Source organism: Streptomyces sp. NPDC005722 (genome assembly GCF_040630935.1).
In the GTDB taxonomy this organism is placed as follows: domain Bacteria; phylum Actinomycetota; class Actinomycetes; order Streptomycetales; family Streptomycetaceae; genus Actinacidiphila.
The window spans coordinates 58,424-71,581 of the sequence record NZ_JBEXYN010000010.1 but is presented as its reverse complement, the minus strand read 5'-3'; the positions used below and the strand labels follow the sequence as shown (position 1 = coordinate 71,581).

Here is a 13,158-nt window from a genome sequence, read left to right as displayed (position 1 = left end):
GTCACCCCGCTTTCCTCGCCACGGCGAAGATCCGCCGGAAGGGGAAGACGGTGCCGTGCGGGCCGGCCGGGTACGCCTTGCGCAGGAGGTCGCGGTACTGGCCGAGGAACTCCCTGGCGGCCTCGGGGTCGTCCTCCAGCGCGGTCAGCACCGGGCGCAGCGCCGTCCCCTTGGTCCATTCGAGCACCGCGTCCTCGCCCTGCAGGAGCTGCACGTAGGTGGTCTCCCAGACGTCGACGTCCACCTCGACCTCGGGGATCTCGATGAGCCGCTCCAGGTAGCCGGGGGGCTGGAGGATGTGGACGTAGCGGCGGCCGTGTCCGTCGCCGAGGCGGTCCCGCCAGGCCGGGGAGTCGCAGAGGTCGCCGAGCAGGGCGTGGCTGGGCGAGGTGAAGTTGCCGGGGACCTGGAAGGCGAGGACGCCGCCGGGGGCGAGGTGCTCGACCCAGAGCGGGAAGCGGTCGGCGTGGCCCTCGACCCACTGCAGGGCGGCGTTGGAGACGATCAGGTCGTAGGTGCCGTCGGGCACCCAGTGGGCGGCGTCGGCGGCGCGGAAGGTGAGGCTGCCGCCCCCGGGGGTGGGGCCCTCGTAGGCCCGGGCGGCCTCCAGCATCTCTGCGGAGCTGTCGAAGCCGGTGATCCGGGCGCCGGGCCAGCGCTGCGCGAGCAGCGCGGTCACGTTGCCGGGGCCGCAGCCCACGTCGGCGATCCGCGGGCTCACACCGGGCAGCTCGGGTATCCGGGCCAGCAGGTCGTGGAAGGGGCGGGTGCGGTGGGTGGAATGACGGAGGTACTGCTGGGGATCCCAGGCTGCTGCGGGCATGTTTCGAACTCCCTGGCGAGAGATGGATCTCTTCCTGCCGCCGACATTGCCCACAAGGTTCCAGAGCTAATCTCTTGATGTCAAGAGACTTCATGTCGACACAACCACTACACTGATCTCCATGGAGGACGAGGTCGATCGGCTGGTCGCTGCGTGGCGCAGGGAGCGCCCTGACCTCGACGTCGAACCGCTCGAGGTGCTCAGCCGGGTCAGCAGGCTCGCCAGGCACCTGGACCGGGCCCGCCGGCTGGCGTTCTCCGAGCACGGACTCGAGCCCTGGGAGTTCGACGTGCTCACCTCCCTGCGCCGCGCGGGCGCGCCCTACCAGCTCTCCCCCGGGCAACTGCTGACCCAGACGCTCGTCACCTCCGGGACGATGACCAACCGGATCGACCGGCTCACCAAGAAGGGGCTCGTCGAGCGGCTGCCCGACCCCTCGGACCGGCGCGGCGTCCTCGTACGGCTCACCCCGGAGGGGCGGGACCGGGCGGACCAGGCCCTGGCGGGCCTGCTGGCCCAGGAGAGGGCCATCCTCGGAGAGCTCTCCGACCGCCAGCGCGGGGAACTCGCGAACCTGCTCCGACAGTTGACCGCGCCCTTCGACAACATCCCCGGTTGACGCCGATTGCCCGGCACAACCGCCAGGGAATGATCACAAACGACCACGCTCCGCCACCGGTTGCGCACACATAGTGGCGCACTTAGCGTGATGTCCGTGAACGCCGCTTAAAGGCTCAAATGGCCACTTTTGCGGCTGCCGGCGCACCACATTCCGACAACGTCAAGTGGAAGGCGGTCGGGGCGCGTCCGGCTTCCATTTTCCCTGGACCCCGCCGGGTCCCGCTCCACCTTGGAGATGCAGATGACTCTGCACACCCGCGCAAGCAAGATAGCCGCAACCGCGGTGACCGGCGCCTTGGCCGGCACCCTCGCCATCGGCACCATGGGCACCGCCTTCGCCAATGACGGCCGGCCTGCCGCAGGGGTGCCTGCCGCTCCTGGACCGGACGGCCAAAGTGAACTCGTTTCCCCTTCGGAGCGTCTCCGGGACCTGTCCCGTGAAGTGGCGGTGAAGTCCGCACGCTCCCCCAACGCGGCCCTGTTCCAGGGCCGCGTCGTCGCCCGTACGGGTCTGCGCGTCCGCAGCGGACCGGGCGTCCAGTTCTCCAGCGTCGGCGTCATCCCCTTCAACGCCCTGGTGGCCATCGTCTGCAAGTCCGTGGGCAGCCCCATCGCCGGCAACTCGCGCTGGTACCAGCTCAGCGGCAACTACTGGGCCTGGTCCTCGGCCCGCTTCGTCGCCAACGTCGGCCCGGCGCCGGCCTGGTGCCCCCCGGGTGCCGGCGGGGTCGGCGGCGTGGGCGGGGTCGGCGGTCCCGGCTTCGGCGGTGTCGGAGGTGTCGGCGGCATCGGTGGCGTCGGCGGTGTCGGCGGCATCGGTGGCGTCGGCGGGATCGCCGTCCCCGGCGTCATCGGCGGGATCGGCGGCGTCAACTGCCGCAACAACGGGCACGGTGGCCGCGAGCACAACCGCGGCGACCAGCGCTTCAACGGCGTGGAGGACCCGTTCCGCGAGGACAGCCGTACCGAGGAGCCCCTGGACAGCGTCGCCCTCGCCCAGCGCAGCGACGGCCCGGGCGGCGGCCGCGGTGGCGTCGGCGGGATCGGTGGCGTCGGCGGGATCGGTGGCGTGGGCGGTGTCGGTGGCGTCGGGGGTGTCGGCGGGATCGCCGGCCCCGGCTTCGTCGGCGGCCCCGGTGGGGTCGGCGGGATCGGCGGCGTGGGCGGTGTCGGTGGCGTGGGTGGCCCCGGCTTCGTCGGCGGCCCCGGTGGCGTCGGTGGGATCGGCGGCGTGGGCGGCCCCGGCTTCGTCGGCGGTGTCGGTGGCGTCGGTGGGATCGGCGGCCCCGGCTTCATCGGCAGTCCCGGCCTGGTGGGCGTGGGCGTCCCCGGCTTCAACGGCGGCTTCAACGGCGGCTTCAACTGCCGTGACAACGGCCGTGGTGGCAACGGCGGCCACGGCGGCAACGGCCGCGGTGACAACCGGGGCGACAACGGCCGCGGCGGCAACGGCGGCCATGGCGGGAACGGTGGCAACGGCGGCAACCGCGGCGACAACAACCGCGACCCGTTCGACGAGGCCGGTGACAGCCAGCGTGGTGACGGCGGCCGCGACCCGTTCGACGGCCTCAATGACCGCGGTCAGGAGAACGGTCAGCACCGTGACCGTTCCAACGACCGTGACACCAGCCGCTCGGCGCCGACCACCGGCGTCAGCGGTGACCGCCCGGCGCCGGCAACCGGCGTCGGCGGTGAATGACCGCGGGTATCCGCGGTGACCCGGCGGGTCGCTCTCCCCGGCAACGGGGAGGGCGATCCGCCGTGCGCGATGCCGTCAGGCGTGCTGGACGGGGGCCGCTGAACCGATCCGGCCACCGTCGCCGTCGACCGGGGGCACCCCGGCCCGCCGGGCCAGCGCCACGGCGGCCAGCGTCGAGTGCACTCCCAGCTTGCCGAGCACGTTCTGCATGTGGGTGCGGACGGTGTGCGGCGACAGGTACAGCCGCTCGGCGACCGCCTTGCGGCCCAGACCGGCCACCATGCAGCGCAGCACCTCCTGCTCGCGCGGGGTGAGCGACTCCACCAGGCGCTCACTCTCCGTCCGGTGCCGGCGGGCGGCGGTCAGTTCCCGCAGCACACCGGTGAGCAGCGCGGGCGGCAGATGCGTCTCGTCGCGCAGGACGCCGCGCATCACGGCCAGCAGCCGGGACAGCGAGCAGTCCTTGGCGACCCAGCCGGAGGCCCCGGCCTGCAGCGCCCGGGCGGCGCGGCGGGCGTCGTCCCGCTCGGCCAGCACGACCGTCCGGGTGGCGGGATGCTCGGACCGTACGCGTTCCACCAGGGCGATGCCGTCGAGCCCGGCCTGCCCGCCGCCGTCGGCCCCGGCCTGCGGGGCGGCCTTGGGTGCGCCCAGCACCCGGACCCCGGCGGCGGACGTCGCCCCGAGGTCGGCGTCGACCAGCAGCACGTCGTAGCGGCGGCCGTCGGTGGCCGCGCGTTCCAGGCAGCGCTGGGCGGCCGCGCCGCTCCCGGCCGCCGAGACGTCGACGTCGGGTTCGGCCGCGAGAGCGGCCGCGAGCGACTCGGCGAAGATGCGGTGGTCGTCGACGACGAGAACGCGGATTCGTCCCACGGGCCCCACTCCCGGCATTCGGCACTTCCCCCCACGGACGAGGTCGATGTGCACGGAGGGCCGGCACCTGGAGCGGACGCCGCACGCCGCCGGGCTAGCAGCCGTCCCCAACCAGGTGCCGAACCCTTGTGTCTCGCCCCCTGATGCCGCCGGCCCCCACCGGCGCTGCCAAAAAGCGTAGGGGCAGGAGCAGACAAAGGCGCCCGAATGGAAAAACTTGCGGGACGGACTTCCGCCGGGACCCGCCTGGTGTGGCCCGTGGTGCGGTTTTCCACAGCGGTGGACGAAGAGCGGCGCTCGGGAGGGTGCGGGTTCGTCTCGCGCCCTGCGGGCGCACAGCGGCCGGCTGCGGAGGGGAGGGTGGCGGCCGGGGCTTGTCGGCAGTGTGCGGGTGGGCGGGGGTGCGGGTTCAGGCGCCGGAGCGGGTTGCCCTTCCGGCGGTGTCGGTGTCGTTGCCGTCCGCGGGTAGAGATGGCCGCTTCCACGCCTACTGCCGGTGCTGGGCGCGCCCGCCGTAACCCGCGACTGCGGGTATTCCGGGGTGCTGCCGGGGGGTCGGGAGGAGATCGGGCCCGCTTTCGACGGTATGGACGTCGAAACAGAGCCCGATCTTTGGGCTGACGGAGATCGGGCTCGCTTTCAGCGGTATAGCCGTCGGAAGAGGGCCCGATGTCGGGGAAGCACCCGCAGACGCCGGTTACGGCAGGCGCGCCACCCACGGACGGTGGGCGTGGTCACCGGCCATCTATACCCGCGGACGGCAACGAGACCGCCGCCAGGGGAGAGGCAACCCGCTCCGGCGCCTGAACCCCAGCCACCCACCGGGCCGCACACCGCAAACAAGGCAGGCCCCCCACCCTCCCATCCGCAGCCAGCGCTTTGCGCCCGCAGGGCGCGAGACGGCGCGACAGCCGAAGAACCGGCAGCCGCACCGCACCACGCCCTGTCGGCCCGGTAGCGCGCCTACACCAGCCGGCGGGCCCCCGCGGACGGCACCGCGGTGAAGACGCGCGGCTCACGGTGGCCGGCCGTGGCGAAGGCGCCGGCGATCGCCTCGGCGGTCTTCTCCGCCGCGGACTCCTCCACCAGCACGATCGCCGAACCGCCGAAACCGCCGCCGGTCATGCGCGCGCCGAGGGCGCCCGCCTCCACGCCGGCCGACACCACCAGGTCCAGTTCCGGGCAGGAGACCTTGAAGTCGTCGCGCAGCGAGGCGTGGCCCTCGGTCAGCACCGGCCCGATGGCGCGGGCGTCGCCGGCCTCCAGCAGTCCCACGACCCGCTCGACCCTGCGGTCCTCGGTGACCACGTGCCGTACGAGTGGCCGCAGGGCGGGGTCCTCGAGGCGGGCAAGCGCCTCGTCCAGCCCCTCGTACGGGATGTCCCGCAGCGCCTCCACGCCGAGCAGCGCCGCCGCCTCCTCACAGCCCTCGCGCCGCTTGCCGTACTCGCCCTCGCTGTGGGCGTGGGTGACCCGGGTGTCGACGACGAGCAGCCGCAGGCCCTGGACGGCCATGTCGAAGGGGATCTGGCGCTGCGACAGGTCGCGGGTGTCGAGCCACAGGGCGTGCCCCTCGGTGCAGCACGCCGAGGCGGTCTGGTCCATGATCCCGGTGGGGGCGCCCACGTAGACGTTCTCGGCGCGCTGGCAGAGCCGGGCGATCCGCCAGCGCTCCAGGCCGAGGCCGAAGAGGTCGTTCAGGGCGACGGCCGTGACGACCTCCAGGGCGGCCGAGGAGGACAGCCCGGCGCCGGTGGGGACGGTGCTCTCGAAGTGGACGTCGGCGCCGGTGATCTCGTGCCCGGCGTCGCGCAGCGCCCAGATGACGCCCGCGGGGTAGTCGGCCCAGCCGGCACCGCCGCCGGGTTCGAGTTCGTCGACGTGGAGTTCGACGACGCCGGCGGGGACGTCCGGCGAGCCGCTGTGCAGCCGCAGCCGTCCGTCGGCGCGGCGGGCGACCGCGGCGACGGTGGCGTGCGGCAGCGCGAACGGCATCACGAAGCCGTCGTTGTAGTCGGTGTGCTCGCCGATCAGGTTCACCCGGCCGGGGGCGGCCCAGACGCCCTCGGGGCCGGTGCCGTACGTGGCGCGGAAGCCGTCCTCGCTCACTTGCCGCCCTCCCGGTTCTGCAGGTCCTGCGCGAAGGTCCAGGCGTCGCGGACGATGCCGTCCAGGTCGGTGCGCGAGGGGCGCCAGCCCAGGCGCTCCTTGGCCCGCTCGGCGGACGCGACCAGGACGGCCGGGTCGCCGCCGCGGCGCGGGGCGACGACCTCGGGGACGGGGTGGCCGGTGACCCGGCGGACGGTCTCGACGACCTCGCGCACCGAGAAGCCGTTGCCGTTGCCGAGGTTGCAGATCAGGTGCTCGCCGGGGGCCGGCGCGTCGACCGCCAGCAGGTGCGCCTCGGCCAGGTCGGCGACGTGGATGTAGTCGCGGACGCACGTGCCGTCGGGGGTGGGGTAGTCGTCGCCGAAGACCGAGATGGCCTCCCGGCGGCCCTGGGCGACCTGCAGCACGAGCGGGATGAGGTGCGACTCGGGGGCGTGCCGCTCGCCGAACGCCCCGTAGGCGCCGGCGACGTTGAAGTAGCGCAGGGAGACCGCGGCCAGGCCGTGGGCGACGGCCTCACTGGTGATCATGTGGTCGACGGCGAGCTTGGACGAGCCGTAGGGGCTGGTCGGCAGGGTCGGGTCGTCCTCGGTGATCGGGACGGACTTCGGCTCGCCGTAGGTGGCCGCCGTGGAGGAGAAGACCAGGCGCCGCACTCCGGCGTCCCGCATGGCGGTGAGCAGGTCCAGCGTGCCGACGACGTTGTTGCGCCAGTACTTCTCGGGGTGGACGACGGACTCGCCGACCTGGGAGCTGGCCGCGAAGTGCAGCACGGCGTCGTAGGTACCGTCGAGCACCTTCGCCACGTCCTGGACGCGTCCCTCGACGAAGTCGGCGCCCTCGGGGACGCCGTCCCGGAAGCCGGTGGACAGGTCGTCCAGGACGGTGACCCGGTGCCCCGCCTCCAGCAGATGGGCCGCCACGACGCTGCCGACGTAACCGGCGCCTCCGGTGACCAGAACCTTCTTCGTGCGGGGGTCGCTCACGGGGTCACTGCCTTTCTCGGGTTCGACTCGGGGTTACGGTAGCGGCGCCGGATGAACACCCGCCCCGATGAGGGTCACCGCGGCGGTGCGGGGCACCGCTCACGGGGTGGCGACCTCCCTGAGGCGGCTCGCGGCGGCCTCCGGCGGCACGTCGTTGATGAAGACGCTCATGCCGGACTCCGAGCCCGCCAGGTACTTGAGCTTGCCCTTGGTGCGGCGGATCGTGAACAGCTCCAGGTGGAGCGCGAACTCCTCGCGCCACTCGCTGCCGAACGGTGCCTGGTGCCAGCCGGAGATGTACGGGGTGGGCGGCTCCACCGGGGCCTCGGGCCGGTACGGGCCCTCGGGGCCGAAGATCCGGTCGAAGCGGCGCAGCAGTTCCAGGTAGATCCCCGGGAACTCGGCGCGGGCCGCCTCGTCCAGGCCGGTCAGGTCCGGCACCCTGCGGCGGGGGTAGAGGTGCACCTCGTACGGCCAGTGCGCGGAGTAGGGCACGAACGCCGTCCAGTGCTCGCCCTCGAGGACGATGCGGCTGCCGTCCTCGCGCTCGCGCGCGACGAGGTCTTCGAAGAGGTTGCGGCCGCCGGTGGCCTCGTGGTGCCGCTCCAGCGAACGCAGCATGAGCTCGGTGCGCGGGGTGGCGTGCGGGTAGCCGTAGATCTGGCCGTGCGGGTGGCCGAGGGTGACGCCGATCTCCTCACCGCGGTTCTCGAAGCAGTAGACCTGCTCGACGCCGGGCAGCCGGGAGAGTTCGGCGGTGCGGTCGGTCCAGGCGTCGAGCACCAGGCGCGCCTGCTCGGGCGTCAGGTCGGCGAACGACCTGTCGTGCCGGTCGGTGAAGCACACGACCTCGCAGCGGCCATGTTTTCCGGTGAGCGAGGGAAAGCGGTTCTCGAACACGGCCACGTCGTAGTGGTCTTCGGGGATCTCACTCAACCGCCCCTCCCGGGACGGGCAGAGCGGGCACTCGTCGGCGGGCGGGTGGTAGGTGCGGGTCTGGCGGTGGGAGGCGATGGCGACGAAGTCACCGAGCAGCGGGTCGTGGCGGATCTCCGAGGCGCTGGTCACCGGGTCCAGCGGGCGGCGGTCGACGGCGTCGCGGGGCTCTCCGTCGCGCAGGTCGTAGTAGATCAGCTCGCGCCCGTCGGCGAGCCGGGTCGATGTCTTCTTCACCCTGCGGGCTCCTCACGCCACGCCAACAAACAGAACTAAACACAATGAACCACAACGCAACAGCAACGTCAACGGAGACCCCGTTGCGGGGAGTGATCGAACCATGCAAAACCTGGCAGAAGGGCTACGGCTCCCGACCAACGCGCTCGACTACTCGATCCTCGCGATCTACTTCGTGGTCGTCCTCGGCATCGGCTTCGCCGCCCGCCGCGCCGTCCGGACCAGCCTCGACTTCTTCCTGTCCGGCCGGTCGCTGCCCGCCTGGGTCACCGGTCTCGCGTTCATCGCCGCCAACCTGGGTGCCACCGAGATCCTGGGCATGGCCGCCAACGGCGCACAGTACGGCGCCTACACGGTGCACTGGTACTGGATCGGCGCCATCCCGGCCATGGTCTTCCTCGGCCTGGTGATGATGCCGTTCTACTACGGCTCCAAGGTCCGCTCCGTGCCCGAGTTCCTGCTGCACCGCTTCGGACCGGCCTCGCACCTGCTCAGCTCGATCATCTTCGCGGTGTCCGCGCTGCTCATCGCGGGCGTCAACCTCTACGCCATGGCGATCGTGCTGGAGGCGCTGATCGGCTGGCCGCAGTGGGTGGCGATCGTCGTCTCGGGCTTCTTCGTGCTCTTCTACATCACCCTCGGCGGCCTCTCCTCGGCCATCTACAACGAGGTGCTGCAGTTCTTCGTGATCCTCGCGGCGCTGATCCCGCTCACCGTCGTCGGCCTCAAGCGGGTCGGCGGCTGGTCCGGGCTGACGGACTCGCTCACCGACTCCCACGGCACGGCCTTCCTCTCCGCCTGGGACAGGACGGGCATCGGTTCGCCCAACCCGCTGGGCGCCAACTGGCTGACCATCGTGCTCGGTCTCGGCTTCGTCCTCAGCTTCGGCTACTGGACGACCAACTTCGCCGAGGTGCAGCGCGCCCTGTCCGCGAAGAACCTCTCGGCCGCCCAGCGCACCCCGCTCATCGCCGCGTACCCCAAGCTCTTCATCCCGCTGATCGTGGTCCTGCCGGGGCTGATCGCGCTCGTCATGGAGCCCGGCATCGGCAAGCCGGGCAGCGGGCTCCAGTACAACGACGCGATCCCGGTGCTCATGCGCGACCTGCTGCCCAACGGCGTCCTCGGCATCGCGATCACCGGCCTGCTCGCCGCCTTCATGGCCGGCATGGCGGCCAACGTCTCGTCCTTCAACACCGTCTTCACGTACGACATCTGGAGCGCCTACGTACGGCCCGGCCGCCCCGACCGGTACTACGTCACCGCGGGCCGCGTGGTGACCGCGATCGGCGTGCTCATCGGCATGGGCACGGCCTTCATCGCCTCGTCCTTCAGCAACATCATGAACTACCTGCAGACGCTGTTCTCGTTCTTCAACGTGCCGCTGTTCTGCGTCTTCATCCTCGGCATGTTCTGGAAGCGCTCCACCGCCGCGGCCGGCTTCTGGGGACTGCTGAGCGGCACGGTCGCCGCGATGGTCAACTACTTCTGGTTCTACAAGGGCGGGCTGATCTCCATCCCCAGCGACCAGGGCGCCAACTTCGTCTCCGCCATCGCCGCCTTCGTCGTCGGCGCGGTGGTGATGGTCCTCGTCTCCTGGTTCACCCGGCCCAAGCCCGTCGAGTCGCTGGCCGGACTGGTCTACGGGACCACCGCACCCGGCATGGCCGAACCGCCCGCCAGGGGCGACGACGCCTGGTACCGCAGGCCCGCGCTGCTCGGCTGGGGCGCCGTCCTCCTCGCCGTGCTGTGCTACATCCCCTTCTCCCTGTGAGGTGACCCGTCGTGAGCGAGTACGGCAACGAGTCGGACTTCCAGCACCGCATCCAGGACCTGGAGCACAAGTCGGCCTCGGCGGCACGCCTGTTCGACGTGCGCCGCGTCATCGGCGGCCTCTTCGTGGTCTACGGGGTGATCGTGACCGTGGCCGGGATCACGGCCTCCGACGCGGACATCGCCAAGGCCCAGGGCATCAACATCAACCTCTGGACCGGGATCGGCATGCTGGTGCTGGGACTGCTCTCCCTCCTGTGGATGAAGCTCAGCCCCCCTCCTCCCCCGCCCGCTCCTGAGGAGACGCCTGAGCAGGGATCGCACCGCCCGGGAGGTGGTGGCTGACCCGGTCCAGCAGACCCGTGCGGGCCGCCAGCGCGGCGGCCTCCAGCCGGGAGCCCACCCCCAGCTTCATCAGCACCCGCTGCACGTGCGTACGGGCGGTGCTCGGCGCGATCCGCATGCCGGCCGCGATCAGCCGGGTGTCCTCGCCCTCCGCGACCCGCAGCAGCACCTCGACCTCGCGCGGGGTGAGCATCTGCAGCAGCCGGGTGCCCTCGTCGTCCGGCTCGGCCACCGGGTTGAGCAGGTCGGCGAAGGCACCCTGCAGCAGCGCGGGCGCCACGGCCACCTCGCCGGCGCGCGCCTTGGCCATCGCCCGCTCGACGCCCTCGATCCGCTCGTCGTGCCGTACGTAGCCGGACGCCCCGGCGGCGAACGCGGCGGCTATGCCCCGCGGGTTGGGCACCGGCCCGAGGACCAGCACCGCGACGCCCGGCCGCTCCCGCTTGATGCGGACGACCGCGTCGAAGGCACCCGGCTCGGCCGGTGCGGCCGTCCCGATCAGGCACACCTCGGGCGAGCGGCTCAGCACGAGATCCGCCGCGCCCGACGCGGGCGCGGCCGCCGCGAGCACCCGGTGCCCGCGCAGCTTCAGCGCCGAGGCGAGCGCCTCGGCCAGCAGACGATGGTCGTCGACGACGACGAGCCGTACGCCCATGGGCGTCCCCCTCATCCCCCCATGGACTGGTGCGGACCTGCCCACCGAGTCCAAGCCGGTCCCCTTTCACATGCCGTGGCGAAGCCCGTCCGGCATACCGCCTGTGCCCCCGCGGCGGGCCCGGGCCATGCCCGGGAAGGTACACGCTTGTTCGACGCTTTGCGCCCCCTACTCGGCAGAAGCCTCCCTAAATCCGCATTATCTCCAAACATGGCCGACTTGCGACCGGCTGTGCGTGTTTGAGTTGGCGGCGCGCGTCGCCGCGCGTCGGCGCACGGGCGGCGGCACGCCGGCGGCGGGTCCCCGGTCAGCCGAAGGCGGCGATGGAGCGGTCCGTCAGGTTGGCCGAGGCGGAGATGTGGTCGGAGGTCAGGAAGAAGTGGTCCTTGTACAGCCACCGGCCCGAGTCGCTGTCGAGGAAGTCGTTCTCCATGTCCTTGCCGCTCTCCGGCAGTTCCATGAACAGGCTGAACGCACGGGTCGCGGGGTCGAGCCGCACCAGGCGGCCCGGCTTGTCGTAGGTGTTCTTCTGGTAGGCCACGACCTTGCCGCCGCTCATGCCGACGATCTTGAGCTCGCGCTCTTCGTCGGGCTTGGCCAGCCACTTCGGCTTGCCGGTGACGAGGTCGAGCGCGGCGATCTCGTTGGTCTGCGAGTAGGAGGCGCCGCTGCCCGAATGGGTCTTGGTGGGGAGGTAGATGGTCGTGCCGTCCACGGCGACGTTGGTGCACCGGTTGTCCTCGCACCGGATCCGGTACGTCGCATCGGCGCCGCCCGCGCCCAGCGAGATGCGGCTCTTCATCTTGCCGCCGTCCAGGTACACGATGTCGGTCAGCGTTGCGCCGCCGGCCGCCAGGCCGACGACCACCGGGTCCGTGGAGATGACGCTGTAGACCTCGCTGCCGTTCGGCACCTGCCAGGACCACTTCTTGGCGCCGCCCTCACCGAGGCCCTGCACGTACTCGTCACCGCCGAAGCCGCCGCACTCGACGACCGCGATCAGCGCGGTGCCGCCGTGGTAGCCCTTGTCGGTGCACTCGGAACCGGCCTTGGGCGTCCACAGCACCGCACCGGTGCTGATCCGGTACGCGACCGAACCGCCGATCCAGGAGACGGCCGCGGTGTCGCCCGTGAGCGCGATCTGCGAGTAGCTGTGCGAGGTCCGGCCGTTCGGGCTGGGCAGCTTCTTCGCCCACAGCTTCCGGCCCTTGGCGATGTCGACGGCGATCACGCTGTCGCAGTCCGTGCCGTACTGCAGCACCAGGCGGTCGTTCGACGGCGACTCCGGGCCCGGGCAGGAGTCGCCGGACAGGGGGATCGACCAGTTCTCGTTGCCGCTGTCGATGTCGAAGGAACGCAGCGCGTCCGGCATCGTCTTGACGACCGCGTTGCCCGTGAACCACGCCTCCGCCACCGGGGCGGTGATCTCGGACTTGGGCGGCCGCACCGCCCGCTTGTCCCACAACGCCCGCGCCTTGAGCGGCCCGTCGCCGGCCGGCCGGCTGCTGCCGCCCTTCGCCGGGGTGTCCGCGGGCCCGTCGTCGTCCCCGCCCGTGGTCGCCAGGAAGACACCCGCGCCGACGACCAGGACCGCCGCGATCGCCGCGGCCACGATCCCGACCACCTTGCCGTTGCCGCGCTTCGGCGGCTGCGGGTACTGCGGGTACTGCTGGTAGCCGTACCCGGGCAGCGGCTGGGTCGGCGCCTGGGCGTACGGGTTGGGCCCGTACGGACCCGGCGGCGGAGGCGGCGGCTGCCCGCCCTGCGGCTGCGCCGGCGGCTGGGCGTACGGGTTCGGCTGCTGCGGCGGGTAACCGTACTGAGGCGGCTGCGGCCCGAATCCGGGCTGGTTGCCGGGGGGAGGCGGCGGCTGCGACATCAGCGGGCACCTTTCGGGCACAGGCGTTCGGGGCGGACGGTGACCCTCTTTGTACCACCGGTCACACACCGTTCCGCCCCCGCGCCCGAGGACCGTTACGGCACTGCTACTCGACCTGTTCGCAGCGCACCGGGCCCAGGCCGCCGAACTGTTCGCCCCAGCCCGGATCGAAGTGGCCGGGACGCCGGCTTCATCCGGAGCGGCCGCTTCGAGCCCACGGCC

Annotated in this window: 11 protein-coding genes; 4 read left to right on the top strand and 7 right to left on the bottom strand. The window is 72.0% G+C overall.

The window, feature by feature from the left end; translation table 11 throughout:
• Position 1: 1 nt before the first annotated feature.
• Complete coding sequence (locus ABZ479_RS14660; protein WP_500461928.1) at positions 2-823, bottom strand: trans-aconitate 2-methyltransferase; 822 nt, start codon at positions 821-823, stop codon at positions 2-4.
• 121 nt (positions 824-944) lie between these two features.
• Between ABZ479_RS14660 and ABZ479_RS14655 the strand changes: the two genes are divergently transcribed.
• Entirely contained in the window at positions 945-1,442 is a 498-nt protein-coding gene (locus ABZ479_RS14655) for a MarR family winged helix-turn-helix transcriptional regulator (RefSeq protein WP_499600166.1), read from the top strand.
• Between the two features lie 450 nt (positions 1,443-1,892).
• The gene (locus tag ABZ479_RS14650) at positions 1,893-3,143 is read left to right on the top strand and encodes an SH3 domain-containing protein (RefSeq protein ID WP_500461927.1); all 1,251 of its coding nucleotides are present in this window, start codon (positions 1,893-1,895) and stop codon (positions 3,141-3,143) included.
• Between the two features lie 75 nt (positions 3,144-3,218).
• Here the strand turns inward: ABZ479_RS14650 and ABZ479_RS14645 are convergent, their stop codons facing one another.
• The 4 genes from ABZ479_RS14645 to galT form a co-directional block, all read right to left on the bottom strand.
• Positions 3,219-4,016: a LuxR C-terminal-related transcriptional regulator gene (locus ABZ479_RS14645; RefSeq protein WP_500461926.1), complete on the bottom strand. Its 798-nt coding sequence runs from the start codon at positions 4,014-4,016 to the stop codon at positions 3,219-3,221.
• 963 nt (positions 4,017-4,979) lie between these two features.
• Positions 4,980-6,125, bottom strand: a complete 1,146-nt coding sequence (gene galK / locus ABZ479_RS14640; RefSeq protein ID WP_500461925.1) for a galactokinase — start codon at positions 6,123-6,125, stop codon at positions 4,980-4,982.
• A complete protein-coding gene (gene galE, locus ABZ479_RS14635; protein ID WP_500461924.1) occupies positions 6,122-7,111 on the bottom strand; it encodes a UDP-glucose 4-epimerase GalE in 990 nt (329 codons plus the stop codon). The genes galK and galE overlap by 4 nt, the downstream gene beginning before the upstream one ends.
• A 99-nt stretch (positions 7,112-7,210) precedes the next feature.
• Positions 7,211-8,284 (bottom strand): galactose-1-phosphate uridylyltransferase, encoded by a 1,074-nt coding sequence (gene galT, locus ABZ479_RS14630; RefSeq protein ID WP_500461923.1) that lies wholly within the window; start codon positions 8,282-8,284, stop codon positions 7,211-7,213.
• 103 nt (positions 8,285-8,387) lie between these two features.
• Here galT and ABZ479_RS14625 point away from each other — a divergent pair, with 103 nt between their 5' ends.
• On the top strand, positions 8,388-10,058 hold the full coding sequence (locus ABZ479_RS14625; protein ID WP_500461922.1) for a sodium:solute symporter family protein: 1,671 nt from the start codon (positions 8,388-8,390) through the stop codon (positions 10,056-10,058).
• 11 nt (positions 10,059-10,069) lie between these two features.
• Positions 10,070-10,402: a hypothetical protein gene (locus ABZ479_RS14620; RefSeq protein ID WP_500461921.1), complete on the top strand. Its 333-nt coding sequence runs from the start codon at positions 10,070-10,072 to the stop codon at positions 10,400-10,402.
• Here the strand turns inward: ABZ479_RS14620 and ABZ479_RS14615 are convergent.
• Positions 10,326-11,057 (bottom strand): helix-turn-helix transcriptional regulator, encoded by a 732-nt coding sequence (locus ABZ479_RS14615; protein WP_499600286.1) that lies wholly within the window; start codon positions 11,055-11,057, stop codon positions 10,326-10,328. The two genes, ABZ479_RS14620 and ABZ479_RS14615, sit on opposite strands and share 77 nt — an antisense overlap.
• Positions 11,058-11,364: 307 nt before the next feature.
• Positions 11,365-12,936, bottom strand: coding sequence for an outer membrane protein assembly factor BamB family protein (locus tag ABZ479_RS14610; protein WP_500461920.1), 1,572 nt, complete (start codon positions 12,934-12,936; stop codon positions 11,365-11,367).
• Between the last annotated feature and the right edge of the window lie 222 nt (positions 12,937-13,158).